This window comes from Enterococcus sp. DA9, from assembly GCF_008000875.1.
Lineage (GTDB): Bacteria > Bacillota > Bacilli > Lactobacillales > Enterococcaceae > Enterococcus_B > Enterococcus_B lactis.
Genome location: NZ_CP042840.1, coordinates 133,703 through 159,791, shown reverse-complemented (window position 1 = coordinate 159,791; position 26,089 = coordinate 133,703). Strand labels below are relative to the sequence as shown.

At 32.9% G+C, this 26,089-nt stretch carries 27 protein-coding genes and 5 pseudogenes; 25 read left to right on the top strand and 7 right to left on the bottom strand.

Features of this window, described 5'->3' with window-relative positions; all coding sequences use genetic code 11:
• From FTX43_RS14780 to FTX43_RS14770, 3 genes are all read left to right on the top strand, one after another.
• Nucleotides 1–691, top strand: a 691-nt coding sequence (locus FTX43_RS14780; protein WP_147607155.1) for a hypothetical protein, incomplete at its 5' end; no start/stop codon positions are given.
• Nucleotides 692–855: 164 nt separating this feature from the next.
• Complete coding sequence (locus FTX43_RS15370; RefSeq protein WP_025477735.1) at nt 856–1,056, top strand: hypothetical protein; 201 nt, start codon at nt 856–858, stop codon at nt 1,054–1,056.
• A gap of 15 nt (nt 1,057–1,071) precedes the next feature.
• Nucleotides 1,072–1,251 carry a hypothetical protein gene (locus tag FTX43_RS14770; protein WP_002295613.1) on the top strand — a complete coding sequence of 60 codons (180 nt, stop codon included), beginning with the start codon at nt 1,072–1,074 and terminating at the stop codon, nt 1,249–1,251.
• Nucleotides 1,252–2,281: 1,030 nt separating this feature from the next.
• Here FTX43_RS14770 and FTX43_RS14755 read toward each other — a convergent pair.
• On the bottom strand, nt 2,282–2,719 hold the full coding sequence (locus FTX43_RS14755) for a helix-turn-helix transcriptional regulator (RefSeq protein WP_002318328.1): 438 nt from the start codon (nt 2,717–2,719) through the stop codon (nt 2,282–2,284).
• A 908-nt stretch (nt 2,720–3,627) separates the two neighbouring features.
• Between FTX43_RS14755 and FTX43_RS14750 the strand changes: the two genes are divergently transcribed.
• Entirely contained in the window at nt 3,628–4,656 is a 1,029-nt protein-coding gene (locus FTX43_RS14750; RefSeq protein WP_002375966.1) for an MFS transporter, read from the top strand.
• 887 nt (nt 4,657–5,543) lie between these two features.
• Here FTX43_RS14750 and FTX43_RS14745 read toward each other — a convergent pair.
• The gene (locus tag FTX43_RS14745) at nt 5,544–6,722 is read right to left on the bottom strand and encodes an IS256-like element ISEf1 family transposase (protein WP_000997695.1); all 1,179 of its coding nucleotides are present in this window, start codon (nt 6,720–6,722) and stop codon (nt 5,544–5,546) included.
• A 23-nt stretch (nt 6,723–6,745) separates the two neighbouring features.
• On the opposite strand from FTX43_RS14745, the gene FTX43_RS15555 reads away from it, so the two are divergent.
• The 4 genes from FTX43_RS15555 to FTX43_RS14720 all read left to right on the top strand — a co-directional run bounded on the left by FTX43_RS15555 (nt 6,746) and on the right by FTX43_RS14720 (nt 9,294).
• Entirely contained in the window at nt 6,746–7,012 is a 267-nt protein-coding gene (locus FTX43_RS15555) for a TMEM175 family protein (protein WP_147607154.1), read from the top strand.
• Between the two features lie 740 nt (nt 7,013–7,752).
• On the top strand, nt 7,753–7,986 hold the full coding sequence (locus FTX43_RS14730; protein ID WP_002318874.1) for a hypothetical protein: 234 nt from the start codon (nt 7,753–7,755) through the stop codon (nt 7,984–7,986).
• Nucleotides 7,987–8,313 (top strand): type II toxin-antitoxin system PemK/MazF family toxin, encoded by a 327-nt coding sequence (locus FTX43_RS14725; protein ID WP_002318875.1) that lies wholly within the window; start codon nt 7,987–7,989, stop codon nt 8,311–8,313.
• Between the two features lie 438 nt (nt 8,314–8,751).
• Nucleotides 8,752–9,294 (top strand): hypothetical protein, encoded by a 543-nt coding sequence (locus FTX43_RS14720; RefSeq protein ID WP_002318876.1) that lies wholly within the window; start codon nt 8,752–8,754, stop codon nt 9,292–9,294.
• 90 nt (nt 9,295–9,384) lie between these two features.
• Here FTX43_RS14720 and FTX43_RS14715 read toward each other — a convergent pair whose 3' ends face one another.
• Entirely contained in the window at nt 9,385–9,942 is a 558-nt protein-coding gene (locus FTX43_RS14715; protein ID WP_005879055.1) for a hypothetical protein, read from the bottom strand.
• Between the two features lie 117 nt (nt 9,943–10,059).
• The gene (locus FTX43_RS14710) at nt 10,060–10,731 is read right to left on the bottom strand and encodes a Crp/Fnr family transcriptional regulator (protein WP_002318878.1); all 672 of its coding nucleotides are present in this window, start codon (nt 10,729–10,731) and stop codon (nt 10,060–10,062) included.
• Nucleotides 10,732–10,899: 168 nt separating this feature from the next.
• Between FTX43_RS14710 and nrdI the strand changes: the two genes are divergently transcribed.
• From nrdI to FTX43_RS15470, 8 genes and pseudogenes are all read left to right on the top strand, one after another.
• Nucleotides 10,900–11,367, top strand: a complete 468-nt coding sequence (gene nrdI, locus FTX43_RS14705; RefSeq protein WP_002318879.1) for a class Ib ribonucleoside-diphosphate reductase assembly flavoprotein NrdI — start codon at nt 10,900–10,902, stop codon at nt 11,365–11,367.
• Nucleotides 11,368–11,516: 149 nt separating this feature from the next.
• A complete protein-coding gene (gene nrdE / locus FTX43_RS14700; RefSeq protein ID WP_002377264.1) occupies nt 11,517–13,673 on the top strand; it encodes a class 1b ribonucleoside-diphosphate reductase subunit alpha in 2,157 nt (718 codons plus the stop codon).
• Between the two features lie 9 nt (nt 13,674–13,682).
• Nucleotides 13,683–14,636 carry a ribonucleotide-diphosphate reductase subunit beta gene (locus tag FTX43_RS14695; RefSeq protein ID WP_002319254.1) on the top strand — a complete coding sequence of 318 codons (954 nt, stop codon included), beginning with the start codon at nt 13,683–13,685 and terminating at the stop codon, nt 14,634–14,636.
• Nucleotides 14,637–14,715: 79 nt separating this feature from the next.
• Nucleotides 14,716–15,666 carry a class 1b ribonucleoside-diphosphate reductase subunit beta gene (gene nrdF, locus FTX43_RS14690; protein ID WP_002319255.1) on the top strand — a complete coding sequence of 317 codons (951 nt, stop codon included), beginning with the start codon at nt 14,716–14,718 and terminating at the stop codon, nt 15,664–15,666.
• Nucleotides 15,667–15,792: 126 nt separating this feature from the next.
• Nucleotides 15,793–16,404: pseudogene (locus FTX43_RS14685) on the top strand (IS30 family transposase); the annotation flags it as partial.
• 71 nt (nt 16,405–16,475) lie between these two features.
• Nucleotides 16,476–16,715 (top strand): annotated as a pseudogene (locus tag FTX43_RS14680) (IS6 family transposase); the annotation flags it as partial.
• Nucleotides 16,597–16,839 carry a hypothetical protein gene (locus FTX43_RS14675; RefSeq protein WP_002318679.1) on the top strand — a complete coding sequence of 81 codons (243 nt, stop codon included), beginning with the start codon at nt 16,597–16,599 and terminating at the stop codon, nt 16,837–16,839. The pseudogene FTX43_RS14680 and the gene FTX43_RS14675, both read left to right, overlap by 119 nt.
• A pseudogene (locus FTX43_RS15470) lies at nt 16,799–16,974 on the top strand (histidine kinase dimerization/phospho-acceptor domain-containing protein); the annotation flags it as partial. The gene FTX43_RS14675 and the pseudogene FTX43_RS15470, both read left to right, overlap by 41 nt.
• Before the next feature lie 286 nt (nt 16,975–17,260).
• Here the strand turns inward: FTX43_RS15470 and FTX43_RS14665 are convergent.
• Nucleotides 17,261–17,800 (bottom strand): annotated as a pseudogene (locus FTX43_RS14665) (IS30-like element IS6770 family transposase); the annotation flags it as partial.
• Between the two features lie 186 nt (nt 17,801–17,986).
• Here FTX43_RS14665 and FTX43_RS14660 point away from each other — a divergent pair.
• From FTX43_RS14660 to FTX43_RS14625, 8 genes and pseudogenes are all read left to right on the top strand, one after another.
• Nucleotides 17,987–18,250: an AbrB/MazE/SpoVT family DNA-binding domain-containing protein gene (locus FTX43_RS14660; RefSeq protein ID WP_002318881.1), complete on the top strand. Its 264-nt coding sequence runs from the start codon at nt 17,987–17,989 to the stop codon at nt 18,248–18,250.
• Nucleotides 18,244–18,588, top strand: coding sequence for a type II toxin-antitoxin system PemK/MazF family toxin (locus FTX43_RS14655; RefSeq protein ID WP_002330364.1), 345 nt, complete (start codon nt 18,244–18,246; stop codon nt 18,586–18,588). Before FTX43_RS14660 ends, FTX43_RS14655 begins: the two co-directional genes overlap by 7 nt.
• Before the next feature lie 114 nt (nt 18,589–18,702).
• Nucleotides 18,703–19,611 (top strand): IS982-like element ISEfm1 family transposase, encoded by a 909-nt coding sequence (locus FTX43_RS14650; protein ID WP_113813388.1) that lies wholly within the window; start codon nt 18,703–18,705, stop codon nt 19,609–19,611.
• Between the two features lie 49 nt (nt 19,612–19,660).
• Nucleotides 19,661–20,536 carry a hypothetical protein gene (locus FTX43_RS14645; protein ID WP_002318471.1) on the top strand — a complete coding sequence of 292 codons (876 nt, stop codon included), beginning with the start codon at nt 19,661–19,663 and terminating at the stop codon, nt 20,534–20,536.
• Nucleotides 20,537–20,554: 18 nt separating this feature from the next.
• A complete protein-coding gene (locus tag FTX43_RS14640) occupies nt 20,555–21,022 on the top strand; it encodes a hypothetical protein (RefSeq protein WP_147607153.1) in 468 nt (155 codons plus the stop codon).
• Nucleotides 21,023–21,265: 243 nt separating this feature from the next.
• On the top strand, nt 21,266–22,591 hold the full coding sequence (locus tag FTX43_RS14635; protein ID WP_002318473.1) for a Y-family DNA polymerase: 1,326 nt from the start codon (nt 21,266–21,268) through the stop codon (nt 22,589–22,591).
• A complete protein-coding gene (locus FTX43_RS14630; protein ID WP_002318474.1) occupies nt 22,584–22,934 on the top strand; it encodes a hypothetical protein in 351 nt (116 codons plus the stop codon). The genes FTX43_RS14635 and FTX43_RS14630 overlap by 8 nt, the downstream gene beginning before the upstream one ends.
• Nucleotides 22,935–23,074: 140 nt before the next feature.
• Nucleotides 23,075–23,585, top strand: a pseudogene (locus FTX43_RS14625) (hypothetical protein).
• A gap of 450 nt (nt 23,586–24,035) precedes the next feature.
• Here the strand turns inward: FTX43_RS14625 and FTX43_RS14620 are convergent.
• Together FTX43_RS14620 and FTX43_RS14615 are read right to left on the bottom strand one after the other, a co-directional pair.
• Entirely contained in the window at nt 24,036–24,443 is a 408-nt protein-coding gene (locus FTX43_RS14620) for a type II toxin-antitoxin system death-on-curing family toxin (protein ID WP_002307501.1), read from the bottom strand.
• Nucleotides 24,440–24,673 (bottom strand): addiction module antitoxin, encoded by a 234-nt coding sequence (locus FTX43_RS14615; protein WP_002295764.1) that lies wholly within the window; start codon nt 24,671–24,673, stop codon nt 24,440–24,442. The genes FTX43_RS14620 and FTX43_RS14615 overlap by 4 nt, the downstream gene beginning before the upstream one ends.
• Nucleotides 24,674–24,994: 321 nt before the next feature.
• Here FTX43_RS14615 and xerS point away from each other — a divergent pair, with 321 nt between their 5' ends.
• Nucleotides 24,995–26,080 carry a tyrosine recombinase XerS gene (xerS, locus tag FTX43_RS14610; protein ID WP_002295762.1) on the top strand — a complete coding sequence of 362 codons (1,086 nt, stop codon included), beginning with the start codon at nt 24,995–24,997 and terminating at the stop codon, nt 26,078–26,080.
• Nucleotides 26,081–26,089: the final 9 nt, after the last annotated feature.

Here is a 26,089-nt window from a genome sequence, read left to right as displayed (position 1 = left end):
TCAACTAACAACGGAAGATGTATCCCACTTTTTAACAAACAAAGAACATTTGAATGAAGTAGTCAGACGGATTCAAAAAGACTTTAGTTGTATGGAAGAAATGAAGTACTTTATTCAAAGAGTGGAAGAACAGTTGTATATGGAAAGCGAAACGAGTCAAACGAAGGTCACAGTCAGCCATAATCATTTAGACGTGTATAAACGTCGTCCTGAAACGGTAAAAAAAGGAACAGAGCTTCTACGACTAGAAACAGAAAAATACATCATGAATGTGTACCTAGAAAGGAGTGAGCTGGTCGAAAACTTTGTCAGCTACACGATTTGTAGGAAACACTATTACTCAGAATCAGAATATTATTCAATTTTTGAGAGCATGGAATTAATGGAAGAAGAAATGGAAGAGCTAAACAGCAAAGATGCGACGGTAGACGATTATTATCTTGTATTTACTAGATTTTTGACGTGTGGGACGGAATCTATCGTGTTAATGGGAATGGATTATGAACTCGCTGTACCCGAAGCATTTTTGAGGGAATATGTAGAAGAAGTAGATAATCCAGGCGACGACTGGTACACGACTTTAACTGATTTTTTAGACACCTACACTTACGACGATACAGAAGAAATCCAAAATGAACTTGACCGTAAACGAATGCCATATCAACGATTTGAAAGGAAAAAAGGTCAATAACCATTTATACCGAAAAGTGAGAATGTGTGAAATAAGAACAAAAAACCTTGAAATTAAGGGAATGGTTCTTATTTCGCACCAATCGCTCCAACCGCCCCCGCCGCTTAGGTGGTGCGAAATAAGCGGGCAAAGCCCGATAACCTAAGAGAAAGAAGGAGATCCATATGAATAAAATCATTCCTCTGTTGTTCGTACTGTGTATTGGCGAGATACTTATGCGTCATAGTGCAGCTGTACATTTAAACTTCGTAGTATTCTTAGGAATACTGATATTTTGTTTGATCTTTTGGCGCTTTGTATTAGTCCTCGTGAGTCTACAATTCAAGATGATTGCAGCCATATTTTTCACAGGGTTATTTCGATGAAAGGAGAGAGTACTAATGCCAATTGCAATAGGAAATAAACGGTTACCCGTGACATTAGATGAAAAGAGACAAAAAGAATTGCAGGAACTCAAACAGAAGTACGGAAAAAGTGAATCTAGGATTATGTGTATTGCGTTAGATCTATTGATCGCGCAAGAAAAAGCAGGATTTGATGTACCAGCACTAAAAAAGTGACGTCACTTTTTAACTTGATCCGGATAAGTGATATCACTTTTAGCAAGGAGGGAAATAAATGTTAAAAACTAAAAAGAATTCGTACAAATTAAAGCTTAGTATACTATCTATTATTTGTCTTGTAGGCATGATAATTAGTGGTCATTTGTATAGAGTGGCATATACGCAGTTTATTGAGTACAAGGTTCACTATTTAGGATTAGCTGGGAATCGATACGTTGAATATGTCCATTATTCATTAAAATGTTCTTCGTATATTCTTCTTTGGCTTATTTTTTCATTGTTTGAATTGCTAAATTTAATAGCAATATCTTCATATCACTTAGATAAGCTAAACACCAAATCTAGCCGTTATAACGAAGTGTTCAAGGAAAATATGAAGTTAGAAAGTGACTTAAACAAGCTAAAAAAATAAAAAGAAGAAAACATAAGTTAACTAAAATTATTTTATTAAGAATGATGGAATATAAGGATAAGGCTACCAACATAACGATCATTACTTCTCTGGTAGGCTATGGACTTCTAGCAATCAGTATTTTGTCTATAGATTATGGAGTAACTATACTGCAAGTCTTAGTTTTGGCTATACCTATGTATCTATCCTTGTTTATCATGCATGAAATATATAAGCTATTTGTTTTATCAAAAAATGTAGAAATACGGGTAAATATTTTGGTGAATAGTTATCAAAAAGAACTTAAAGAAAGAAGACGGTGGCGGTATTTATTGAAAGGATGAAAAAGTAGGATTTGACATACTGGTATTCAGAAAGTGCCGTCACTTTTAAAACAATGGAAAAGGTGGAGATAAAAATGAAGAAAAAACAAACCAGACTATCGTTAGCATTTAAAAAAACAGAATTACTAGAATAAGAAGTGCGATCAACAGGGTATGCCTTGTTGGGCTTTTTGATTCTCTACAAATATATAGTGTATTAAAGGTCAACTAGACTGTGCAAGATAGAGTCGCTTGGAAAATTTATTGGGTCAAAAATTTTTAAATTTTTGACCTCTATTTTTTATTCATTATATTACTTAGCTAGAAATAAATTATCTACAGAGAAAAATAAAATAAACAATACATTTAACAAAGAAATAGATATGGCAAAGTAAAAAAGCGTCTTATAAAATATCATTGAAAGCTTTGTCTTTTCTTCAATCAAAGAATATAATAGAACAAAACTAGCTAAAGGAGTTATTAATAAAGTAATGGACAAAAAGATTAGTAATTTTTTTAAATCCTTATTCGAACTTTCTAGAGGTGAAAAAGCCTCTTCTTCTTTTTCAGCAAATAAATAAGATAAAGGAATATGATAGAACTGACTAAGTAATTTAAGATTTTCTATATCAGGTAACGTGTTCCCGTTTTCCCAATTTGAAATAGTTTGTCGGGAAACATGAAGCTTTTCAGCTAAGTTTTCATGTGTTATTCCATGTTCTTTTCTTAACCTTTTTAGTTTATCTTTCATATTATAATAACTCCTGTTTTATTGATGTAAAGCATATGTAAAAGGATTTTAACAGACATTTTCAAAATAATTGGGCATAGTAAAATTGTAATTTAAAACAATGAAGGAAGGAAGCCTAAATGAAAAAGAATTCTTTGTTTTACGGAACATTAGCTACTACTTTTATCACAATTGGGAGTGCGATGATGCCAATTACCGCACTCGCTTAAGAAATTAAACCAGCGATTTCTCAAGATACGACATCAGATACTAAAAGTGACATTCAGCAACAATTTAATTTGAATGATAATTTGACAATTAAGAAAAATAAAAAGGAGAATATTTTTCGAAACGTTTCTTATAGCATTAATTATATAGGTTATTTTAGAGAAAGACGCTGGGCAATTATTATGTAATTGCATATCATGAAAGATGAAATATCTAATCTTCAGGAAAATGAAGTAAGGATAACTTGTTTTAAACTGAATATTTAGGTATATTGTGTTTCTTGTGGTTTTGATCATGAAACTTAATCAGAGTTAGTATAATTAAGAAATTCGATTGATATTTTTATATAAACCTTATTACGTTATAATTAGATATTAGATGCTGAGTATACCCGTTACTTTAGATTAATATGTTATGAATATCCCAAATAGTTAATTCTAACTGCTTATATTATAGAAATATTTTAAATTAAAAGCTACTCAAATGAATAACAAAAAAGATAGAATAGAGTGAATAAATGAAAGAGAAAAATGTAGATATTCAAAATTCAAATCGAATCATGCTGTCGAGTGTTACTTCAAGAGTTGGTAATGCGGTATTTGATTATGCAAACAAGATGATTTTGGTTTCGATTTTTGCGAGTAAGCCGTTGTTGATGTCTTTGTATCAGTCATCGGAAACGATGATTAGCATTTTTTAATTTGTTTGCGGGGGCGTTTGCGGATAAAGTTAACCGAAAAAAAATCTTGATCACGACCGACCTTCTAAGTGGGATTACTTGTTTGATTGGATTCTTATTTTTAGACACACCTTATTTATATTTGGCAATGTTACTAGGGAATATCCTCTTGGCTATCTTGTCCACCTATAACAGTCCGAGTTATAATGCGATGATTAAAGAGAGTATCTCCGAAGAATATATCGAGATGCACTTTTCACGCTTTACAATGGTTAAGGAGACTTTTTCGATTGCTTCGCCAAGTATAGGGGTATTAGTTTGGCAGCTATTTGGTCTTAAAGTTTCGTACATGTTCAACGCAGCGACATTTCTATTTTCCGCTTATATCTCTAGTAAAATTGTGATTCAGCTGCCGCCTAAAGAGAAAAAGGATAAAAAATTTGTCTTCAAGCAAATCGCAGAAGGATTACAATACATGTTCAAGCACAAAACGATTATGTATCTCTTGATTATTTCGGCAATGGTGAATTTCTTTTTAAGTGGATATAACTTAAGTATGCCTTATTTAAATAACTATTTTTCTAAAGAAATGAGTAACTTTTTCGGAGCATCCTTAATCTCGGAATCCATCGGGGCAATTTCGTTCTCTGCCATTAACAACAGGTATTCAAAAGGTAAGAAAAAAGATGTTTCACAAAATAAAATGTTATTATTCTTAATTTTATCTGGTCTAGCGATCGTGTTATTACCTATCCAAGATGCGTTGGTGAAAAATGCGTATCTATCTTTAGTACCACTTGCTTTAATTGGTGGTTTTCTGACAATGTTTAATATCCAATTTTTTACGATTGTACAAAAGAGTGTTGATAGTGAATATGTAGGTCGAGTTTACTCAGTTATTTTTACCATTGCAATTTTATTCATGCCAGTCGGATCGCTCCTCTTTGGGTTCATTTTCAATAGTCGTAATTTATTTGTTGTGTTAATTTCGGGCATAGGTATAATTATGACAGTTTTATTGTATAAAGTATTTGTTAATATAAATAAATAATTTGAATTTTTTATATAAATACAGTTAACGGTATTTGTAAAATGTAGGAGAACGGCAATTTAACTTATCGTTTTTCCTACATTTTTTCTTATCTATCAAATTTTTATGCTTAATATGAGAAAAGATATACGTTAAGACAAGGAGTAATAATATACGTGATCAACAAAACAAACCTAATTATGCCCTTTAGCTAGGTAATATGTCTGTTTCTCTTAAAAAATATTTTTAATGTATATTTTTAATGTATATTTTTACAAAGAAATAATTGTTTGTGACATATTTAGAAAAGTAAATAAAAAATACTATAAAATATCTTTGTAATCCAAAGTAATAAATTTTTTATGAAGTATTGAATATGTTGTATGTATAAGAAACTTTGTGGCTATAAGAATTTTTCTATTTGGAGTAATTTGATTACTTAAATTTTTTTACCTTCATATACTTATAATATTTTATAAATATGAAATTAGATATTTCATATCAATTTTATATGTATCGGTGTTTTAACCTCCTTCTATATAAAAATCTTCTATGCTTCTTGGAATGCAGAGCTAGAGTCATAATTCAAATAATTTTAAAAGCTTAATGACTGTTTCTGCAATTACCTTCTTTGATATAAATACATGTTTTAGTTATAAAACAGATGAGATTATAGTTCTTGTTTGTGTTAAGTACCTAATTGTGACAGTAAGTGAAGAATTCTATCTAGATATTATATTTAGAACCTATTAGGTTTTCAATTTTCAAAAGGAAGTTCAACTATCATTCAATCAGTTTTATTGTATCTTTATTTTCATAGTGGTATGCTTCTAATTTTGATTTAATCGATCCGATTGGGAGCGTCAATAATTTTGTGTAAATAAATTGTCCTCCTGCAAAATAATTAGTTACTCAGTAAACATTGAAACTAATGTATCGGTTACCTGTTGAAAACCTTTATGGCTTCTGTTTAGAAATTTTTGATTGTATGTATCAAAAATGCTGACTAGAAAGCGTTCTAGTGATTCTTCATTTTGAAACTGCTCTTTTCTACGGCTGTATCTTTTAATTTGCTTATTGAAAGACTCGATTAGATTGGTTGAGTAAATGGTTCTACGAATGCTAGGTGGAAAATCATAAAAAGTTAATAAGTCTTGGTTTTCTATGAGTGACTGCGTCACTTTAGGATAGTTTTTCTTCCATTTCTCAATCATGCCGGATAAGAAGGTATTCGCTTCTTCTTTTGAGTTAGCTTGATAAACAGCCTTAAAGTCATCACAGATTTCTTTTCGGTCTTTGACACGTACTTTATGAGCGATATTACGAGATACATGGATACAACAATGCTGATATTTTGCTTTAGGATAAATTTGATGGATAGTATCTTTCATGCCTTTTAAGCCGTCCGTAATAAAAAGCAAGACTTCTTGAACTCCTCTGGAGTTAATATCCTGTAGCAGCTCATTCCAAACGTATGTTGATTCAGTTGGAGCAATCGCATAACTCAGTACTTCTTTAGTGCCGTCTTCTCGTATACCAATGGCAATATAAATCGCTTCTTTGGATACAGTTTGACGTTTTAGTGGAATGTAAGTAGCGTCCATAAAAATAGCGACATACTTATCATTTAAGGCTCTGGATTTAAAGGCATTTACTTCTTCAGTCAGAACTTTAGTCATGTTGGACATGGTTTGTGGAGTATAGTGATGACCGTACATTTTTTCGATCAAATCAGCAATTTCAGACATCGTAACACCTTTTTCGAATAAATGGATAATAGTGGTTTCCAATGTATCGTTTGTTCTTTTGTAGGCTGGTAAAGTTTGTTGTTTAAACTCACCATTACGATCTCTAGGTATTTCCAATGTTAATTCACCATATTCGGTTTTGATTGATCGAAAGTAAGAACCGTTTCTCGAATTACCTGAATTAAAACCAGTGCGATCATATTTTTCGTAATCTAAAAAAGCCGTTAATTCAGTCCGTAGGAGTGTGTTTATCGCTTTTTCTAAGTGCGAACGGAATAATTCATTTAAATCGCCTTTAGTGACTAGAGTTTGCACAATTTCTGTAGTAAAATCATTCATAGGGAAGTCCTCTTTTCTGTGAATTGGTTGTCGTTAACTTTATTCTACAGAAGGGACTTCCTTTTTTGTATGGATTTTTTCATTTACACAAAATATTTTATACTCTCGAGCGTCTAGTAGCATTTAGTAATGCTGTTTTAGCGATTATCATAACAATTTTAGTACTTGAATTAAAACTACCAGAAGAAGCAACAATCACCGCTTTTTTAGCGAACTTTAATCAGTTTATTACATACAGTAGTAGTTTTTTTGCTTTCAGTAATGTGGGTAAATCAGTGGGAAAATATTAAGAGTACATCATTTGAGATGATCTGGTGGACAATTTTTCTTCTTTTCCTTTTCTCACTACTTACCTATGCAACAAGTTTTGCATCAAATTTTCCTGACACCTATTTTTCTCAAGCTTTTTACGGGTTAATCGTTTTGTTTATTACAATTGCTTTTTATAGTTTAGATAAAGCAACTGAAAAAAAGAAAATCCCGGTACCAAGACCCTCTAAAGAGTTTAGAAGGGCAGAATACATAGATTATATATAGATTATAGTATAAAAATGTTGAGTCTAATAATAGGAAAATATTACCTTTAAATATTACAATAGCAATAGTTATAACAGTTTTTTTGGCGATATTTTCTATTCAACGATATATTACAACGCAAACTAGAAAAAATAGTTGTGTTGGGACATCTTTTATAAAAGATATTGTAAGAGTATTTAATATTTGAGTAATAACTCTGAAAGTATTTATTAGAGGATTAAATATTATTTCATGGAAGAAATTACTGCTGTGATGAACAGTTCACAGCTAACAAGAAAGAATAAGAGACTGTCAAAAAAAGTTAATTAATTCATTGCTAAATATTTGAAGGAAGCGTAGCTGTTTACTAAGGGGCAGCTAGGCTTTTTTCAACTAGATCTCTTTGAGAATATACAACTCGCCATTACGATTTTGTATGCAAAATAACAATGTAATTGACAGCTTTATTAAACTGAGTTAAACTTAATTTGACAAAAGATTGGAGATGAGAGGTATGGAAACAGTAGCAAGAAAAATAGGAAATTCTGTAGGAGCGATATTTCCAAAGGATATATCACCGAAAGTGGGAGAATCATTTACTATTTTGAAAGTAGGAGAAGCATATATATTGAAACCTAAGAAAGAAGATATTTTTAAAAATGAAAAGGCGTGGGAAGGATTTAGAGAATCTATTACAGCCGAAGATTCCGAATGGGACAGCATGAAGCGTGAAGGAAAGGAATACTAGATGAATTATCCAAAACAGAAAGATATTGTCTGGCTTGATTTTGATCCTTCTAAAGGTAAAGAGATAAGAAAGCGAAGACCTGCATTAGTTGTTAGTAAAGATGAATTTAATGTACGTACAGGTTTTTGCTTAGTTTGCCCCATTACTTCTACAAAGAGAAACTTTGCAACGTATATTGAAATAAAAGATCCACAAGAAATAGAAGGGGAAGTGGTTACACACCAATTACGAGTGGTTGATTACACCACAAGAAATATCGAAAAAATTGAACAATGCGATCTATTGACGTGGGTTGAAGTGGTAGAAGTGATAGGAATGTTTATTTAGTAACTTAAAAAAGAAGTTAATCGGTTGATTGACATAAATTAGAACGAAACCTAGTTGTCCATTGGATTGACAACTAGGTTTTTTTGATAATCGTAATTTAATTAGAGCAGTAAGTTTGAAAGATTAAAATTAGCTTTTATGTCATGTTTTGTTCGCTGATTTTCGGTTGCTGATTACTTGCGTGGGGGATTCTATACAGAAATCAAAATATGTGGTATAAAATTTTGATCGTAGTTGGTATTGTATTGATTGCTTTGGGCGTTCTACTTACCTGTCTCCACTAATTGATCATTGTATTTTTAGACGTCAATCCTATCATGATTGACCACAATGTTATGTTGGCTAAGGGTGGACTTATATATAGCAGGCCATCCCTAGATAGATGTGGATCAGGTAGAATTTAGTTTACCTATTGTCAACGGTGAATATGCTTTATTTATGAATGATTTGCGAAATATAGCTCAGGCGGCTAGAAATGAGTTTATAATTATTAGCCAGGAATTAGCCAAAAAGATAGTTCCTTTTCAAGCGGAACGAGTGAGTCAATGGATGAATCAGGCTCAGATTTGTCGTCCTCACTTTTGGTGCTACTATCGTCTACCTTCCGATCATCAAGATGATGTTGCAATAGCTATTCGTCTTTATGGAATCCCTGAACAATTTGGGATTTCTGTCGAAGTCAGTATTGTTGAAAGAAAAAGATCAGAACATAGTCTAAGCAAACAGAATAAGGTCTTAAATCAACCGATTTCTGCTCCACTATATTATATTGTACAAGAAAATGGTAATAACTATAGAATGAATGGCACAGAAGAAAATCGACAGTTGTTAGTAGAACAAGTAAAGATTGGTCGAGTTCGGAAAGTGTTAGTCAAACAGGATATTCCAATAACTGGTCAACAACCAGTTGAGCAGTTATTGGACGAACTCACGGAAGCGTTCATTAATTTGTTACCATATTACGAAGTTACAAAAAAATGAACTTCATTTCAATAGATGGATATGGGACTTCTAATAGAATAATTTTTTATTTTGATTATTTACAATTAAATACTTTTGTTTTTAGATAGATCATTTAAGCTGTCTAATTTTACCAGCAGCAATTGGTAATGTCGTATGGGCATCATAACCCATAACTTGGCCACGCACGGTAACTGGTAATTCTAAACTATCAGGAACGCCATGGATATAAACAACCCGTTTATCTAATTGAAGATCCGTTGTTCCAAAAGCTTCTTTAAATTTAGCTTGTAATTGAGCTAGTGGAACATCAACTTCATATTTATAATAGCCTTTATCATCAGCAACGGGATAGCCGTCATGTGGAATGATCATATTTTCGGGAAAATCGTCAAAAGGAACCATAGTTGTTCCAGAAACAGGTTCTGTTTCTATGAGATCGATAAAGCCGTCACGATTAGTATCTTGATCCTTAGTTGGAGTTGTAGCATTTTTTCCATCTGGGAAGCCGTGAAAATGTGCCCAGTGTTCAATCTTTGGCGGTGTATCATACATTTCAATTTCAATATGAAGAGTAGATTCATTCTCGTTAAACTTAGCTGTTCCATGAGGGGTACAACCAATTTCCGTTGCATTAATGGCTTCTATATTAGCAAAATATTCTGTCATAGTATTCTTCCCTTTCATTCATAGTCTAACTTAATTATAAAATATATAGTATAAAATATAATTGACAACGATCAAGAAAACTAACATATAGTTCTTTGGATTTTTTATTTTAGTAACTTATAAAAAATTAAATTCATTCCAGAAAGTTTTTAGAAGTGTTACTTTTTTTCCTTTCCGAATAATAAGTTTTCTTTCTTGAAAGTTTTTAAGTTTACGAGAAATAGTTTCAGGGCTAGTGGCTAGGTAATTGGCCAGCTCTTTCATAGATAGAGGAAGAGTAACAATCTCATCTTCAATGATTGTAGGTAAGGGGGACAGTCGACTAATGTATAAAGCTAAGCGATCCTCAATTCGATCAAGTGCCAATAATTCTAACTGTCTTTCCAGTTCTACTGTTTTACGGGCATTTAATTGAAGCAATCTGCAGCTAAGTTGGGGGTAGAGCTCAATAAGCTTGTTAAACTCTGTTTTATAAAGAATGCAAACCTTCGTTTCCTTAATAGCTTCCCCATATAGTGAGTCATTTATTAACCCAAACAGATAATTCTCTCCATCATATTCCCCTTCTTTCACGATACGTATAAATTGTTCTTTACCAGTTTTACTAATTCTATAGATCCTCATCGCTCCTGAAGCAACAATGGATAATTGTTCCTGATCACCTGGTGAAAAAATAAGTTCCCCTTTCTGAAATGTTTTATGATGCAATAGACACTGTATATTATTTTTTTCATTCATTGTAAGGGGGTTAAATAGTGGAACTTTACAGAGACAACCTAATTTATTCATATTTTTCTTTCCTTTAAAATTTTAAAAATTCAAAAAAATTAGAAAACTTGACCATCGTCATTTTTTTTAATAGATATTTTATATAATATATATATCGTAATACTATATATAGTGTTTTGCGTTGTATTGCACACTATATATAGAAATTATATAAGAGAGGTGAATTGAATGCAAGCCATCCAGGTGTACTATATTAGTCTCAGTGGAAATACAACTAGTTTCCTCAAGGGGTTAGATCACTACTTCCAACAAGAGTATCAAAAAAGGTTGAAGTACATTAATGTAAAAGACCTTGTTAAAGATGGGAAATCTCTAGCATTTGACATTAAAGAACCTTATTTCGCGTTTCTACCAAGCTATTTAGAGGGAGGAAATGGTATTGATACTGGGGATACTGAAATTCTAACAACCCCTTTACGTCAACTAATTGCTTATAGTAAGAATCGTGAATATTGTCTAGGAATTGTTGGTAGTGGTAATCGAAATTTTAATAAGCAATTCTGCTTAACAGCTTATCAGTATGCAAGAGATTTTGGGTTTCCAGTCTTAGATGAATTTGAATTAAAAGGAACAGAAACAGATGTAAAACGGATTGCAGAAAAAATAGATAGGCGGCTAGTAGAAGTCCAAGTTTGATTCGATTATTTATAACAACTCCAGCATGATAGAAAAGATAACCTACATTCTTTTCGCTATAAGTATTAAAAATAAAAAAATTTCCAAAAGTATCTAAAGAAAGGAATCATATTAGTGGGAGCCACCCGTTAATATAAGGAAAATAGAAAATGACACAAGATTATTTTGTTCTTAATAACATGCTAAATATCCCAGTGGATGGGCAGATTCCACTTCATTACGACAAAGAAGCTTTAGAAGAGTATTTAAATACTGAAATCAAAGAAAAGCTGATGACTTTTAATAGCTTAGAAGAAAAACTCGAGTTTCTCGTTACACATAACTATATTGAAGAAAGCTTACTAGATTTGTATGGTGATGATAGTAGAGTGTTTGTAAAAGAACTCTTTGACTTTGCCTATAACTATGGTTTTAAATTTAAGAGTTTTATGGCCGCCTATAAATTTTATAATCAATATGCAATGAAAACAAATGATTTAGAATTTTATCTGGAAAACTTTGAAGATCGTGTTGTTTTTAATGCGCTTTACCTTGGAAATGGTGATAAAGATTTAGCTTTTAAACTACTGGAAGAGTTGATTTCACAGCGCTATCAACCAGCAACACCAACCTTTTTAAATGCAGGAAAAAAGAGGCGGGGAGAAATGGTTTCGTGTTTTCTTATCGATATTGATGATTCCATGCTATCTATTGGACGAAATCTTAATTCTGCATTACAACTTTCTAGAATTGGAGGAGGTGTAGGAGTTAATCTCTCAAATCTACGTGCAATGGGAGCCCCTATTAAAGAGATTGCGAATGCTTCTTCAGGAGTTCTACCAGTTATGAAGTTGCTTGAGGATTCTTTTTCTTATAGTAACCAACTTGGTCAGCGTAATGGGGCTGGTGTTGTCTATCTTAATGTTTTTCATCAAGATATTCTTAATTTCCTGTCAACAAAGAAGGAGAATGCTGATGAAAAAATTCGTGTAAAAACCTTATCGCTAGGTCTGATAGTACCGGATAAATACTATGAGTTACTTAAAACGAATCAGCCTATGTATCTCTTTAATCCTTATCATGTCGAACGCGTGTATGGTATTCCCTTCTCTTATGTTGATTTAACTAAGGAATACGACAACATGGTGGTAAATGATACCATTGAAAAAACTGTAATTAATGCTCGTGAGTTGGAGCAGGAAATCTCACGATTACAACAAGAATCGGGTTACCCGTATATTATAAATATTGATACCGCTAATCGTACGAATCCAGTAAAAGGAAAAATAATTATGAGTAATCTCTGCTCAGAGATTCTTCAGCCTCAAGAACCGTCTAAGTTAAATGCGGATTTAAATTATAAACAAGTGGGTACGGATATTTCTTGTAATCTTGGTTCTATGAATATGGTAAATCTTATGAAATCAAGTGATTTTGGGAAGTCAATTGAGTACGCAGTACGGGCCCTTACTACCGTTACAGATCAAGTTCATATCGAAGAAGTACCCACAGTTTCAAAGGGAAATGCCTTATATCATACGATTGGGTTAGGTGCAATGGGTCTACATACTGCTTTAGCCTTGAATGGTCTTGACTACGAGTCTGAAGAAGCGCTAGAGTTTGTGGATGCGTTCTTTTTAGCTATGAATTATTACACTTTAAAAGCAAGTCATCAAATTGCTGTGGAGAAATCAGAAGCCTTTCATGATTTCGAATCTTCTCATTATGCTGATGGGACTTACTTTGATAAATATTTGGAGAAAGATTTCGAATTTCAGTTTGATAAAGTAAATGAAATTTTCAAGCAAATATCATTACCTACTGTTAGTGATTGGCAACAATTAAAAGAAGATATTATGCATGATGGCCTTTATCATCGTAACAGATTGGCTATTGCCCCAAACGGATCCATTTCATATATTAATGAAACAAGTGCGTCACTTCACCCGATTACTCAATTGATAGAAAATCGTCAGGAAAAGAAAGTGGGATCAATTTTCTATCCTGCTCCATATCTCTCAAATAAAACACTTCGTTATTACAAAACGGCCTATAACATGGATCAACGAAAAATTATTGATATTTACGCAAAAGCGCAACAGCACATTGATCAGGGAATGAGTTTAACGCTCTTTATGCGGTCAGTTTTACCGGAAGGAGTTTATGAATGGAAAAGTCCTGGGAACTCCCAATTAACGACTCGTGATTTAAACCGGCTTCGTAATTATGCTTGGACAAAAGGGATTAAATCACTTTACTATGTACGAACTTACACTGAGGACGATGAGTTTAGCAGTGTCAATAATTGTGAATCTTGTATGATTTGAGGAGATAGTATGTCAAATAATTATTTATATTATAAAGCAATTAATTGGAACGTCATTGAAGATGAATTGGATAACGTTGTATGGGAAAGAGCAACTTCTCTTTTTTGGTTAGATACACGTATTCCAATTGAAGAGGATCGAGAAAAATGGGAGAAATTAAGCTTGCAAGAGCGGAAGCAGCTTAATCGCTTATTGCTTTTTTTAGCGAATCTTTCCACCTATCAATCTATTGAATCAGTGGAGGTTATTCGGAACAGTGAACGGTCACAACAAGAAATTGCTATTTTGAATAATCTTCAATTCACAGAAATGGTTAATACAAAAGCTTATAATCGAATTCTACGTGTCTTTAATAAGGAAATTGATCTTCAGGAAGAGTTTGATTGGATTGATACTGAGCCCCTTGTGAGAGAATATCTAGAAAAAATCGATACGATCTACCAAGGAACTAACCCAATGAAAAAGCGTTTTATGGTAGTATGTGTAGAAGGACTTTTAAATTATGCTTATCTATCATACCTTTTCGAACTATGGATTGAAAAAGGCTTTGTTAACCTTGGCAGCATGTTGGGAATGATTGTTAGAAACGAATCGTTACATTGTTACTATCTCAACCACAAAATTAGACTTCTGTTAAGGGAAACTAAACTTGAACAGGTTAAGGAATTTAAAAACTGGGGAGTTTATATCGTTGATTATTTTGTAGAATTGGCGATTCGTTTAATTAATGATTTTTATAACTTAGAGAATAGTAAAACGGTGGCTATTAATTTAGTAAAGCAAGAAGCAAATCATATTCTTACTGGGATAGGGCTTAATAAAGCTTATCAAATTGACGAGAAAAAATTAGTAACCATAAATAGGTATTTGAATGAGTTACGCAAACATGATTTGTCTAACCGTAGCGATAAGAATACTGTGAATGCAGAAGAATCAATGAATGAGTCTGATTATGATTTTTAGATAGATATATTTTTGATTTTAACTGGTGATTTTTAATTGACATGTAACAATAAATAATAAAGCAATGAAAGGAACGACTATGTTACACAAAACAATGAATTGGCAACTTGTTGAAGATGAACTCGATGAATATGTTTGGGATAAAGCAACTGCTCAGTTTTGGTTAGACACAAGAGTGCCTGTTTCTAATGACTTATTGGATTGGAAGAACCTTTCTGATGTGGAAAAAAAGGTGGTAAAAAAAGCGGTAGGAGGACTCGCTTTACTAGATACATTACAATCAGAAGAAGGTTTATATGCACTAAAGAAAAATGCTAGAACTCAAAAAGAAAAAGCTGTACTGAGCGACTTCACTTTTATGGAATCCATTCATGCTAAAACTTATGGGACGATTTTGATTTCTCTTAACACCTTTAAGGACATTGAAGAGATTTATGATTGGATGAATAATGATCCGAAAATGCAATTTAAGGCTGAAAAAATTAATGAAGTCTATCAAAACGGAACCCCTATGCAGGTCAAGGTAGCCAGTGTTTTTTTAGAAGGAATTCTATATTACAGTAATTTCTTTATTCCATTATGGTATCGTGGTCAAAATAAATTAGCAAATCTAGCCGAGCTTATCAAGCTAGTTATCCGAGATGAATCAGTTCACGGAACTTATCTTGGATATAAATTTCGACAAGATTTTGAAGAATTAACATTAGAAGAAAAAGATGAGTTTACAAATTGGATGTATACATTTCTAAATGAGCTCCTTAAAAATGAATTTGCTTATACTGAAGAAGTATATTCTGAAATTGGCTTAGTAGAAGATATTAAGACATTTGTCAAATATAATGCGAATAAATCTCTTCAAAATATGGGATTTGGTATTTACTTTGAAGATGCTCTAGTAAATGATGTGAATCCAATTGTTATGAATGGAATTTCCATTGAAACGGCTAATCATGATTTCTTTTCTCAAGTAGGAGCAGGTTATTTAATGGGTGGAGCAGAGGAAATGTCCGAAGATGACTATGAATTCTAAGAATTTAAGAGATTAGAATGGAGAGAAACATATCGCCGATTGTAAAATTAAGCTAGACAACTAAAAAAGCCATTTGTGCTACACTCAAAATAGTTCTGACCAAAGAATTATAAGGAGTGAGTACAAATGACCTATACCCATCTTACAACGGATGAACTTGTAATGATAGAGTCTTATTTCAAAATAAATCAATCTGTTGCGAAAACTGCGCATTGCTTGAATCGTTCAAGACAAACGATCCATAAAGTATACCTATTCTTCAAGCAAGGAAAATCAGCCTTAGAATACTATCAACAGTATAAGAAAAACAAATCAAACTGTGGTAGACGCCCGCTTGTTTTACCCGAGGAACAATCAGAATATATTCAAAGAAAGGTTGTTCAAGGATGGACACCCGATGTGATTGTTGGTCGTGCAGCGTTTCCTATTCGTTGTTTTGCTCGTACCATTTATCGTATGTTCAAAAAGGGGCTATTTAATCCTTCTGACTTACCGATGAAAGGCAAGCGTAAACCGAATGGACATCAAGAAAGGCGTGGAAAACAAGCTTTCCGCCGCTCTATTCATGAACGTGAAAAAGATTATAGCCAATTCTCAAATGAGTTTGGTCACCTTGAAGGTGATACTATCGTAGGTCTGAAACATAAAAGTGCTGTAATTACCTTAGTTGAACGATTATCAAAAGTTATCATTACATTGAAACCGTGTGGTAGACAAGCGATTGATATTGAAAAAAGGTTCTGTTGCAAAGTTTTCCAAAAAATCTATTTTAGTGTAAAATTGAGAAAAAAGACAGAGAGGACAGAGTAATGAATCATTTTAAAGGCAAACAATTCAAAAAAGACGTCATTATTGTCGCTGTTGGTTACTAGCTGAGTTACAATCTAAGCTATCGTGAAGTTCAGGAATTGTGATATGATCGTGGAATAAATGTTTGTCATACTACGATTTATCGTTGGGTACAAGAGTACAGCAAAGTCCTCTATTATCTTTGGAAGAAGAAAAATAGACAATCCTTCTATTCATGGAAAATGGACGAAACCTATATCTTATATTCTAACATTCATCATTGCTTTCATCATTACTCTAGTCTATGAGCAGCGTAGAGAATTGAAAGCTGAAAAAAATATTCGCCCAGTGGAAGATGGAACAAGAACAAGTGGAAATGGTTGAATCATTAGCTCATGATTTAGAAAAACCCCTCTTTCCATTATAAGAGGATATTTCGAGGCAATACTAGAATCTAATATTGATGACAATGAAAAATTGCATAGATACTTAACAGTTATAAAAGTAAACTTAGAGAAAATCAGATAGAAATATCGGTTCTATGTTAACTTGGGTGGACAATTTTAGTCCCTTATTTAATTAAAAAATTTGAACACTTTTCATGGTAGTTATTAAACTGCTATGAAAAGTGTTTTTTCGTTATTTTAACTTTTGCAAAGTCATTACATCACCTTCGTTTATTCTCTTTATACTTTTACTTCTAATTCTTATTTATCGATATAATTATATATAAACAATTATTGGTTCGTAATTTCTAACACTTGTGCGATATCTTACAGATAAATTATACATCTATTCCTAAATCTAAAGTAATGACGGCACTTTTATGATGAATGCCAACGATCGTATCACCTTCAAGGTGACCAAACTCAGAATTGAAATCAGGATAATTATCAGGTCGATCATGGATTGAGCGCTGATACTGTTGTTTTCCCCGTTTTTCCTGATGGCCATTGGGTTTTCTTTTACCTTTCATCGGTAGTGTGTCAATCTCAAATATTCCTTTAGAAAATAAACGATAAAGTGTTCTCATACCGCATGAAACAGGCCTTTCTTTTCGCCCGATAATGACGTCAGGCGTCCAACCAAGAGTGATTTTCTCTTTAATGTAATCTACCTCATGAGCAGGTAATTGAATGACTTTTCTACCACATTTTTTCTTATTTTCTTTATACTGGTGCCAATAATCAAGAGCAGTCTTACCTTGCTTGAACTTATTGACTACATTATAAATAGTTTGTATAGCACGTCCCATTCGGTTAGCGATTTCACCCGGCTTATTATGTTGAAGATAATATGATTCTATCATTGTCAGTTCGTCTATGGTAAGATGTTTGTAGGTCATTTATGGTTACACTCCTTTGTTTTCTTTCGTCGGAAATACAATTTGAGTGTACCATAAATGCCTTTTTATTTTTCTAACTTAATTTTACAATTCGCGTTATAAAAAAGATATTAATGGATAATTATGTATATACGAAAATCGAGATATATGTTATACTTTGTATATACAATTAAAGAGGTGAATAACATGGAAATGATACCAATCAAAAAATGGGGAAATAGCAACGGACTTAGATTGCCAAAAAATTTAATGGAATTTCTGGAATTAAAGACTGATGATCGAGTATCAATCAAAAGCGAAGATGTTAATGGAAAAAGACGATTAATTATCGAACCAGCAATTTCAAAAGAAGAAGTAACTATTGAAGAGCTTTTCAAAGATTACACAGAGGGCAAAGTAAATATTAAAATTCAGGATTTAGGAAGCCCAGTAGGGAGAGAACTATGGTAGATGTTCCAAGACAAGGTGATATTCTTTTATTGAACACAGCTCCCAGATCTGGCCATGAACAGACTGGAAGAAGACCTTATATTGTTCTTAGTCACGATATTATTGCAGATACTAGTAATGTGGTTATTGTTGCACCGATAACTACAACTAGTAGAAATTACCCACTATACATTGAAATAACAGAAAATCATAAAATGAAAACACGCGGAAAAGTTATGTTAGATCAAATCACAACAATTGATTATGAAGCCAGGAACTGCAAATTTCTAGAAAAAGCTTCTGAAAAATTAATAGAAGAATTATTAACAAAAATACGAGCTGTATTTCAAAAAGTATAAATTACCCGTGGTGCTAGTTAATTTTTTCCTAGAGGAAAATGTCTAAACATGTTGGTAAATCAACAAAAAAACGCATAGAGTAGTCTCAAAACTCCCAAGAAATGAGGACTACATATGCGTTCATCAAAATATACTGAACATTATACAGATACTTTTATAACATTCAAGGAAATTATGAGAACTGTTTCTAACATATACCACAATTGTGTACCAGATAAGATTAAAAACCGAAGAAATACTGATCAACTGAAGCAACGCGATACAGTGATTATTGCTTGTGTTATATGGGGCATAATTAATGGCTATACTAGCCAAAGAGCCACGTATAGAGCGGTTTTTTCCGTCTTATTTCCTAATGGTGACTTTCCTAGTAGGAGTCGATTCACTCGCTTAAGTTCAAACTTAGCTTACACTATCAAGATTATTCGATACTTTTTCATCAAGAAGCTCACCAAAGGTGAACTAGTCGGAATTATAGATAGTTTTCCTAGTCCATTATGTAAACCAGTTAGAAATAGACAAGCAAAACTATTGAATCAAATAGCCAAAGTTGGCTATAACTCAACAAAAAAATCTTATTTTTATGGTCTTAAAATTCATATGATCGTTACTAAGACTGGCTTTCCGATTACTTACTCAATCACGAATCCAGGTGTCCATGACGTGAAAGTGTTAGAGACTTTATCGGAAGAAGCGAATCTTCCCAATATCCTAGGGGACAAAGGATATATTAGCCATAAAATCCATGAAAAGCTTGCCCTTAAGGGCATTACTATATCCGTTCCGCCACGTAAAAACATGGATAAATCAGAAAAACTAGACCACAGCTTACTTGGAAAACAAAGAAAAACAGTTGAGACTGTTTTTTATTCCTTAGAAAAATTAGGTTGTCAAAATTTCAACTCACGTTCTGTTAAAGGGCTAGAGAGTAGATTTGAAAGCATATTACTGGCTTACAGTGTTCTATTAAGTCGAGCACAACGACGTTTTGAAGGAACTTTGAGATATTCTTTAGGATATTAAAATTAACTAGCACCACGGGTATATACATAGACAAAAAGGAGAAGAATAGATGAATAAATTGTTAAGTGGGTTGTTTGGAGTATCGGTGATTTTAATGTTGGGGGCCTGTGCAAATTCAACAAGCGGCAAAAGTGAAAATACCAAGAGTGCTGCAGAAGGAAAATTTGTTGTATCAAAAAATATAGAAATAACTGAACAAGAAAAAGAAATGAATGTTACTGAGAGGATGAATGAACTATTTAATGCAGTTAATAAAGACACGATAATAGCAAATACTTCGGAAAAATTTGGCTATCAATTTGCTATTGAAGAGAATTTGAATGAACCTTATAAACTAAGTGATCAAATTAATAAGAATAAAGAACTTATTTTCAAAAACTTAGATAAAGAAATAGGGTTGGAAAATTATTATACAAAAACAGCATTGAAACATATCAAGGAAGAATTTGAAAGAATGAATCAACACACACCTTTTCAATATCCGATAGACTTCTTTTTCTTAGCTCAATACACTGGACATTATTGGGGAGAAGTAAAGACTGAAGACAATGGTTACGTGAATGCTTATATTGATAGAAATACTATAGTTTTTGATGGTCAAAGTTGGAAGATAAATCGCATAGTTTCTGAAGGAGAGAACGTTGCTAAAATAGAAGTTACAAACGATAATATTCGTCCAACAAACAATTCGTATACATTTGACTCTTCTATCTTAGAGAGTCAAATAAAAAACAAAGAAAGTGATCCAATAGCTGAATCATTACAATTAAATGATCACAAGTACCAAAATATGTCTGTCATTTTCAGCAATCCTGCAATTAATTCGTTACAGTTATCTAATATGAGTGGAAAACCTGCTTTGGTTGTAACTTTAAATAAAGAAGATTCAATTTGGAAAATCAACACAGTAGAGTATGGATATTAATTTTGACAGGTGAATATTATGAATAAAGTAGCGTACGAACAGAAAGAAAAAGACGTTTTAAAACTACCATATTCCACAAGGTACCAGGCATTGAAGCAAGAGAAAATTCGGTTGAAAAAAATCGAGATTGCCGTTCCTGTAGGTTATCAGGACAAAATAAAAAAAAGACTACAACCAAATAAATGCTTCGTAGAAAGTATAAAATTTGCACGAGATGCCAAAGAAGCTATTTATTGCATTGGCCAATTTCAAAAAAGTGAATTTTTTCATGCTTGGATAGAATTTAAGGATCAGGACTATTGTTTTGATGGCACATTTCAAGCCTTCTATCCAAAAGAAAAATATTATGAATATCGAGGACTAAAAAAGCTTTATACGAGGTCTTCTGCAGAAATAACGGAATTGGCGAATAAGTATGAAATGCATGGATTGTATCCTGAAGACAGGCAAAAATTAAAAAGTCTACTTGTTAGTAGTTCGTCATGAAAGTTATAAAACCCGAACAACTTTTAAAAAGGAAGTTCGGGTTTTTTTATAGTGAATCAAGTAGCTTTGGTCTGTATTTATTGATATATGAAGACTCTAACGCATTTAAAATCTGATAAGTGGTTAGTTATCCGTTTAAACTGCTTGTAATAACAATTTGAATCTTTTTTTGTTCATTTAAACATTCCTTCTTTACAAACGAGAACATATGTTTGTATAATTGTAACGAATGGAGTGTTATTTATGATGGATTATTCAAAAGAGCCAGTAAATGATTACTTTTTGATCGATATGAAAAGCTTTTACGCAAGTGTCGAATGTATAGAAAGGAATTTAGATCCATTAACGACTGAATTAGTCGTCATGAGTCGAGCGGATAATACAGGATCAGGGTTGATTTTAGCTTCTTCACCAGCTGCAAAGAAAAAATATGGGATCTCTAATGTCAGTAGGCCAAGAGATCTACCTCAGCCATTTCCTAAAACGTTACATGTCGTCTCACCACGCATGAATCTCTATATTAAGCGAAACATGCAGGTAAACAATATATTTAGAAAATATGTAGCAGACGAAGATTTATTGATCTATTCGATCGATGAATCGATCTTAAAAGTGACCAGATCACTGAACCTTTTTACGACTGAAGGAACACGAAGTCAACGGAGAAAGAAGCTGGCTCAAATGATCCAGGAGAATATTAAAGAAGAGCTAGGATTGATTGCTACGGTAGGCGTCGGCGATAATCCCCTTTTGGCTAAACTAGCCTTAGACAATGAAGCAAAGCATAATGAAGGATTTGTTGCGGAATGGACGTACGAAAACGTTCCTGAAAAAGTATGGAATATTCCTGAAATGACGGATTTTTGGGGTATTGGCTCTCGAATGAAGAAAAGACTCAATCAGATGGGGATTATGAGCATTAGAGATCTTGCTAACTGGAATCCTTATACGATTAAGAATAGACTAGGTGTGATTGGCTTACAGCTGTACTTCCATGCTAATGGGATCGATCGAACAGATATAGCAATCCCACCAGAACCGACAAAAGAAAAGTCCTATGGTAATTCACAAGTGTTGCCACGTGATTATACTAGAAGAAATGAAATCGAGCTGGTTGTAAAAGAAATGGCGGAACAAGTAGCCATTCGTATCAGACAGCATAATTGTAAAACAGGATGTGTCCATTTAAACATTGGTACATCGATCTTAGAAACGAGACCAGGGTTCTCACACCAGATGAAAATCCCTATCACAGACAATACAAAGGAATTGCAGAATTATTGTCTTTTCTTGTTTGATAAGTATTATGAAGGACAAGAAGTCCGCCACGTCGGAATCACTTACAGCAAGCTATTTTATACTGATTCGCTTCAGCTGGATTTATTTAGTGATCCACAAAAGCAAATTGACGAAGAAAATTTAGATAAAATTATTGATAAGATTCGGCAAAAATATGGTTTTACGTCGATTGTACATGCTTCTTCAATGTTAGAAGGCGCTAGAAGCATTACTAGAAGCACACTTGTTGGTGGTCATGCGGGCGGAAATGGGGGAATTAAAAATGATTGATTACAATGATCGTGGTCGTTTAAAGTGGGCAGGATTTTATTTATCTGATCATACTGAAGAGATCGATGCGGACAATGAGCAACGTACCAATCATAATTTGGCAAAAGAACAAATGACGACTGAAGATATTGTGAAAGTATTGAACGCTGCAGTCATAAAAAATAGATCAGTATGTATCCAAAAAGAAGAACGAAACGCTGAAGGATACTATCCATACGATATTGTTGGAAATATCTTAGGTAGTGATGAGCTGGGAATCTACGTTGGAAAAGACAAAATTCACTACGACGAAATACGGCACATTGAATTTTACCAGGATAATAAGTGGAGTCGACTAGAATGAACATTATCCAGCAATATGAGCTAAAGTATATAACATGTATAGTTATATACAAATATTTAGCTTCGGTTGGTATAAACTTAATAAGTGACTTTTTGAGCCAAAAGTAAGGAATTACAAAAAGAGAAAGAAGAGAAGGAAGAATAAAAAAGGTATTATTTGCGGTTAGTTTAGTTGTTAATATAGCACTAGCAGGAGGATTATTTTATACCATTACAGAAATGAATAAGCTTGATGACCAACGGGAAAGCTTAGCAATCAGTAACGAACAATACAAAAGGAAGCTAGATGAAGCTAGCAGCACCAACTTGGACACTCAAGAAGCCGTAGAATCCTCTACAATTGTTTATAGCAATGAATCCAGTGAAACCCTAACAAATTCGGAAAGAAGCACAGCTCCAGCTACAGAAACTGTTTCTCAAAAAGCTACTATAACAATAGGAAGTAAAGTATTCACGTTTATAGTAAATGGCTTGACAATAGAACACGATTCTAGCAGAACAGGAAAAATGACCGAGCTTTCTCATGAGTTTCCAGTGATTGTTACTACTCCTAGTGCTACCCTTAACGGGTATATTGGTGCAAGACAACAATGATAATAATTGCTATATAATGGTAGACGGTCAAACTCTATACAGAGGAACATACCAATAAATTTTGAGTCTTAGTATGACTGATATTTATAAAAAATTCCTGATATTAGAACAAGAATACGCTGTCTTCAAATGTATAATATTACAATAGCACGATATAGCAATATTGTTATATCGTGTTTCATAATAATTAAGAGCTTTAAAATTAGTATTTATTAGATACTTAAAAGCTATTTTAGTATTGATAAATTGTTACCAGCAACAAAAAAGAAGTTACTTAGTGCTAACTTTTGAGCAACTGCTAGAGGAGGTAGGATATGGCTAATTATCCTGTAATTTTTATTGTATTTTCTAGAAATGTAATTATTCTCTTAAACATTCCAGCATATCCAAGTATATAGAAAATTTACGTTTTCTATATACTTGGATTTGAATTATAGCTATTTGTAATTTACTTCAATTATTTCGCTATAGCAGCTAATAACACTATAAAGACACATACAGCAACTCCTTAAATGGGTTTCGTATGTGTCTTTATAGTGTTGATCACTTCATATTTTAGTTGGTCAAAATCCTTATCATATGTAGCAATATATACCACTAAATTTACAGCATCTTTTTGATCAATAGCTAAAAGCTGTCCATTGATTTTCAAAAAGACAAAAGTAGCTAAGAAAGCAGTACGTTTATTTGCATTATGAAAAGGATGTTTCTTTATCAATTGTATAAGTAGGATAGCTGCTTTTTCATAAATCGAAGGATAAACCTCTTCACCAAAAGCTGAGGCTCGAAGTTGTCCTACACACATTTCTAAAGCATTCGCGTCCTTTACACCAATGGGTTCATTAGGAGAGTATTTTTTTATTTGGATCACATTCATTTTTATAACATCTTTGGCTTCTAGGTAATGAACACTCATTTATCGACAAGCTCTCTAAAAGTAGTATCATATTCAGTTAATGCTTGAGATATTGCTACATCGATCTCATCAGATAAGGTTTGTTTTTTTGTAATTGCTGCTCGAAGTTTTTCTTCATCTAAAAAAACCGTATCTCCAGGATTTAACCCATTTTCTTTAAGAAACTCCTTTGAAATAGTTAATACTACTGAATTCCCTACTTCTCTGAATTTTCTTTCTTTGATTGCCATAGTCTTCTCCCCTTTTTTGTTTGTATATACAGTATATACGCTTATTGATTTTAAATCAATCGTAGTCCCTCTCATGTCTAACTCTATAGAAAGATTGTTCTTTCTATAGAATTAAGAAAAACCAAAAAAATTTTTAGAATACAAACTGCTATCCCCTCGCCTATTTATATATACCATTTATTTTATATGATTATATAGAACCTTATATAATTTGTGTTTTCCAAAAAAAATATAGCATACCAATTGACAAACGTCCCTATAATTGGTATAGTCCAATTGTAGGGGTACTCCTCTCTCCTACTTATTGAAAGGATGAATGACATGAAAAATACAGAAATATATCAAAAAATAGATACAATCATACTTCATATGCCCGATTATATAAAAGATTTTGTTCAAGATCGTGAAGATAAAGATCAATCACCTCGAACCACTTTAGAATATCTAAAAAATTATAAGCTCTTTTATGAATGGCTTCTGAGTGAGTCTATCGTTCCTGATACTTCAATCACCTCGATAAGACATTTAACTGCCTATGACCTAAACTTGTACAAATCTCATTTGAAACGTCGCGCAAAAGAAAATGTAAAAAAAGATACAACAAAAGCTAAGCTCGAAGATAATAATAACTTAGGCCTATCCACTTCTACTATCAATAGAAATATAACAGCATTGAAAGTTCTATTTAAATATCTTTCGAAAAGTTCCAATAATCCTCTAGGAAAACCATACTTAGACGATAATCCTATGGACCAGGTAGCAACTATCACAGATAAAACAACTTTAGCAGCTCGTGCAAATGCCATTGAGAAAAAATTATTTCTAGACGAAGATACACAAAATTATCTAGATTATATTGCCAATGAATATAAAAATACTTTGAGCAAACGAGCTCTGATCTATTACCATCGAGATGTAGAAAGAGACCTGGCGATCAATGCACTGATTTTAGGATCTGGATTGAGACTCTCCGAGGTTGTAAATATTAACTTAGATGATCTATCTTTGGATAAGAATAATGTGGTAGTAACTAGAAAAGGAAATAAGAGAGATGCGGTCAATATAGCAGCGTTCGCAATGGAATATTTAGCTAATTATCTAGCTATTCGGAAAGAAAGATATAAAGTGACAGAAAACGAAAAAGCATTATTTCTAGCAATTTACCAAGGAGAAGCCAAACGTATATCCGGTATTGCAATCGAACGGATGGTAGCAAAATATTCGAAAGGATTCAGAGTCCAAGTCAGTCCGCATAAACTGCGTCATACATTGGCTACTAGACTCTACCAACAGACAAATTCTTTGGTATTGACTGCCCAACAATTGGGACATTCAAGTACCAATACAACGACTTTATATACCCATATAGACAATGCGGCTACAATTGATGCATTGAATTCATTATAAAAAAAAGTC